Consider the following 4,174-nt stretch of genomic DNA (forward strand, 5'->3'; position numbering starts at 1 on the left):
AGCTTGCTGCTGAGGCGGAAAAAACCTTAATAGAAAGAACTGCTTCGGAAAGACAGTTCGGCGGACGTTCTTTCGGTTAATTGGGAAAAGATTTACAGATTCTATTCAAAACAGGCCGTCTGAAAATTTTCAGACGGCCTTTGTTTTATTAGGTCGGGTTTAGGTATTGTGTTGATTAGCGACAAGCAATACCAATTTTTCTGACTTTCATCATTCCCATGTAGGCAGTAATCCCTGTTTGAAATCCAGTATCTTTTTTAAACCGGCATTTGTGAAATTAAAACCGGATTCCCGCCTGCAAAAGAATGGCCAAAACCAAGGTATCGGTACAATATCCAAACACAGCCTTTTGATCCAATCAGCAAGTATGGCCGTTCAGACGGCCTACCCCAGCGAAACCATCTCAATCTGTTCCATGCTGCGGCCGAGAAAACGTTCGCCGATGGTGCGGAAACGCAGCGGAATATCGCTCACATAAAAACGGTAGTCAGGCGCGGGATTGTCGGCATTGAGCAGGTCGTTGGCGGCCAGTGCTTTGGCCACGGCATCTGCGGTGGTCACGGCGGAATCGACCAGTTTCACACCCGCAGATTCCTGCTGAATCAAAGGCTTGAGCAGCGGAAAATGGGTACAGCCCAACACCAACGTGTCGATGCCGTCGGCCAAGAGCGGCTTCATGTATTCGCGCACGGTCAGGCGGGTTACTTCGTGGTCGAGCCAGCCTTCTTCGGCCAACGGCACCAGCAGCGCGGCGGCCTGCGAACGCACCAGCGCATCGGGATTCTGACGGTGGATGGCGCGGGCGTAGGCGTTGCTGTTGACCGTTGTGTTGGTGGCAATCACGCCGATGCGGTTGTTGTGCGTGGTGGACAACGCGGCCTCGGCTCCTGCGGTAATCACGTCGAGCACGGGCATATTGCCGACGGTTTGGCGCACTTTCTGTCCGGCGACGGCGGCGATGGTGTTGCAGGCGATGACCAAGGCTTTTACATCGTGCTCCAACAGGAAATCGACGATTTGCGCGGTAAAGGTTTCGATGGTGGCGCGCGACTTCGTGCCGTAGGGAACGCGGGCGGTGTCGCCGAAATAGACGATGTTTTCCATCGGCAGGCGCTCCATCAGCGCGCGCACGTTGGTCAGGCCGCCGACGCCGGAATCGAATACCCCGATGGGGCGCTGTTTGCTGTGGTTCATGATGATGTATTTGCAGATAAAATCGAACGGGGATTGTACCCTGTTCAGACGGCCTTTTGAACCGTCGGATGCCGGGAATGCAGGCCGTCTGAAAACATAACGGCAAAACCGCCCGAACCGCCGCAGTTACACCGTCGGCCTGTACGAATTCCATATGCTGCAAAACGGTATCGCCGCCATTTCCGCATCAGGCAAAAATCCACGGCAAAGCAAATAAGAAACGCCCGTATTCAGACGGCCGTCCTAAAAATCCGCCGTTTTCCGTAAAATTTTCTAATTTCTCCGCCGCCAAGGTTTGCAAAGCAGGCCGAATCCCGCATAATTCCCACTTTTCCGTCAAACAGGGCTGCAAACATGGGCACAGGCACGCTGCCGCACCGTTTTCTTGCCGACGAAGCGGCCACGCTCGCTTTCGGCGCATCATGGGCGCAAGCATTGTCGGCACCGCTGACGGTCTATCTGCAAGGCAGCCTCGGCGCAGGCAAAACCACGTTTACACGCGGCCTGCTGCGCGCGCTCGGACACAGCGGCGCAGTCAAAAGCCCCACCTACGCCATCGTCGAAAGCTACGCCCTGCCTGCTTTTCCCCTGCACCATTTCGATCTTTACCGCTTCGCTTCGCCCGACGAGTGGGAAGATGCGGGGCTGGACGACCTGTTCGGCAACAGCGTCTGCATCATCGAATGGCCGCAGCAGGGCGGCAGCGCCGTTCCCCCCGCCGATTTGACGTTTACCTTAAGCAATCAGGATTCCGGCCGCAACGCAGCCGTTGCCGCACACACAGCAGCCGGACAAAAAAGTTTGGAAACATGGTTAAAACAGAACTGACCCGCCGCCAGCTCGTCCGCAACGCAGCCGGCATCGTACTGACCGTCTCACCGATTTCCGCCGCCATCGCCAGAACCGCCGGCGCCGCCGAATTCGCCGCCGTCCGCATCTGGCCGGCACAAGCCTACACCCGCATCACGCTCGAAGCCACCAGACCGATGCGCCATCGGCATTTCTCGCTCGACAACCCCAACCGCTTGGTCGTCGACATCGAAAACGCCAATGTCAACAGCGTTTTGCAGACCATCTCCGGCAAAGTCCAAAGCAACGACCCCTACATCCGCAGCATCCGTGCCGGGCAAAATACCCCGACCACCGTGCGCGTAGTCGTCGATTTGAAACAGAACACCCACCCGCAGGTATTCACGCTCGCCCCCGTAGCCGGCTTCAAAAACCGGCTGGTCATCGACCTCTACCCCGCCGCCAAAGTCGCGGGACACGAAGACGACCCGATGATGGCACTGCTCAACGACTATTCCAAAGGGCAAAGCCAGAGCCGTCCACCGCAGACAGGCAGCGGCCGCCGTTCCGAACCGCCCGTTGCCGTTGACGGACCTGTCGGCGGCACAGGCCCGTCCCGCCCCGGCCGCCGCCCCATCGTCATGCTCGACCCCGGACACGGCGGAGAAGACCCCGGCGCCATCGCCAGAAGCGGCCTGCGTGAAAAAGACGTCGTCCTCTCCATCGCCCGCGAAACCAAAAAACGCCTCGAAGCCATGGGCTGCACCGTGTACATGACCCGCAACGAAGACGTATTCATCCCGCTCAACGTGCGCGTCGCCAAAGGCCGCGCCCGAAAAGCCGACGTTTTCGTCTCCATCCACGCCGACTCATTCACCAGCCCCACCGCCCGCGGCACCGGCGTTTACGCACTCAACACCCGTGGTGCCACCAGCGCCGCCGCCCGTTTTCTCGCGCAAACGCAAAACAACGCCGATGCCATCGGCGGCGTGAGCCGCAGCGGCAACCGCCAGGTCGACAACACCATTCTCGACATGACCCAAACCGCCACCATCCGCGACAGCATGAAACTCGGCAGCTTCGTCCTTACCGAACTGGGCAAACTCAACAAACTACACAAAGGCCGCGTCGACCAAGCCAACTTCGCCGTCTTAAAAGCCCCCGACATCCCATCGATTCTCGTCGAAACCGCCTTCCTGTCCAACCCCACCGAAGCGGCTCTGCTCGCCAGCACCACATTCCGCCAGCAAAGCGCGCAAGCCATCGCCAACGGCGTACAGAAATACCTGAGAAACGCCGTATTGCGGCGGTAAAGGAAAGGGACTTCCAATTTCAAATCATCAATCAGCAAGGAAAAAATCAAGGCCGTCTGAAATTTCAGACGGCCTTAAATATAAATACCAAACCCAACCAATTGAATTATTTAAATTCATACTGGATACCCAAAAAACATATTCCTTAATTTTGAACATAAACTAATATAAAATTCTTACCAGCTAAAACCGAACTTAGCTATTTTCCGACTAAATTTAAAACTCATCCTTGGGAGTTTGATATGAATGTATTCAACATGAAAACTACAGCTGTCATCTGTGCTTCTTTGTTCTTAGCCGCATGCAGCAGCAGTATTGAACCAACATCTGGAGCAAATACAAACAGCACCAGTACTGTTAAACCTGGTAACAACAGCAATACTGCCAACAACAGCAATACTGCCAACAACAGCAATACTGCCAACAACAGCAATACTGCCAACACAACAGGCGGAGTGGCATTACATTCCAACAAAGGTGACATGGCTACTGCCCAGCCAGCACAATTGGGCGGTAGCAAAGATTCTGTGATTACAGTAAACGGTCATCAAATTACTGTTGCGCGCCCCGGCATTACCGCAGGCAACTTCACAGATATCATTGATTCTAACGGACACATTCTTGCCAGCGGTAGCGCATTACAATATATGCGTTTTGGTACACATAATACAACAAAAGTAACCGGAACTACTGCCGATCGTCATTTTTATGCTTTTGCTGCCGGCAATATTACACCTACTATAGCAAATAAACTTATTTATCGATACACACCTGAAACAGCCAATCCACATCCGTAATTCGCAGCCGATTCCTAACACCTTTAATCCAAGCCCACTTTTTCTCTATCTGATTCAGATCGGGGCTATAAGGTGGAAGCC

Annotated in this window: 4 protein-coding genes; 3 read left to right on the forward strand and 1 reads right to left on the reverse strand. The window is 54.6% G+C overall.

What is annotated here, in order from left to right; all coding sequences use genetic code 11:
- Positions 1 to 384: 384 nt before the first annotated feature.
- Entirely contained in the window at positions 385 to 1,194 is an 810-nt protein-coding gene (gene murI / locus ACEYDX_RS04715) for a glutamate racemase (protein WP_373740879.1), read from the reverse strand.
- Between the two features lie 354 nt (positions 1,195 to 1,548).
- On the opposite strand from murI, the gene tsaE reads away from it, so the two are divergent.
- The 3 genes from tsaE (at position 1,549) to ACEYDX_RS04730 (ending at position 4,093) form a co-directional block, all read left to right on the forward strand.
- Positions 1,549 to 2,022 carry a tRNA (adenosine(37)-N6)-threonylcarbamoyltransferase complex ATPase subunit type 1 TsaE gene (tsaE, locus tag ACEYDX_RS04720; protein ID WP_373740880.1) on the forward strand — a complete coding sequence of 158 codons (474 nt, stop codon included), beginning with the start codon at positions 1,549 to 1,551 and terminating at the stop codon, positions 2,020 to 2,022.
- The gene (locus tag ACEYDX_RS04725; protein ID WP_373740881.1) at positions 2,004 to 3,296 is read left to right on the forward strand and encodes an N-acetylmuramoyl-L-alanine amidase; all 1,293 of its coding nucleotides are present in this window, start codon (positions 2,004 to 2,006) and stop codon (positions 3,294 to 3,296) included. The genes tsaE and ACEYDX_RS04725 overlap by 19 nt, the downstream gene beginning before the upstream one ends.
- Before the next feature lie 242 nt (positions 3,297 to 3,538).
- A complete protein-coding gene (locus tag ACEYDX_RS04730) occupies positions 3,539 to 4,093 on the forward strand; it encodes a hypothetical protein (RefSeq protein WP_373740882.1) in 555 nt (184 codons plus the stop codon).
- Positions 4,094 to 4,174: the final 81 nt, after the last annotated feature.

The sequence above is a fragment of the Neisseria sp. genome, assembly GCF_041804105.1.
In the GTDB taxonomy this organism is placed as follows: domain Bacteria; phylum Pseudomonadota; class Gammaproteobacteria; order Burkholderiales; family Neisseriaceae; genus Neisseria.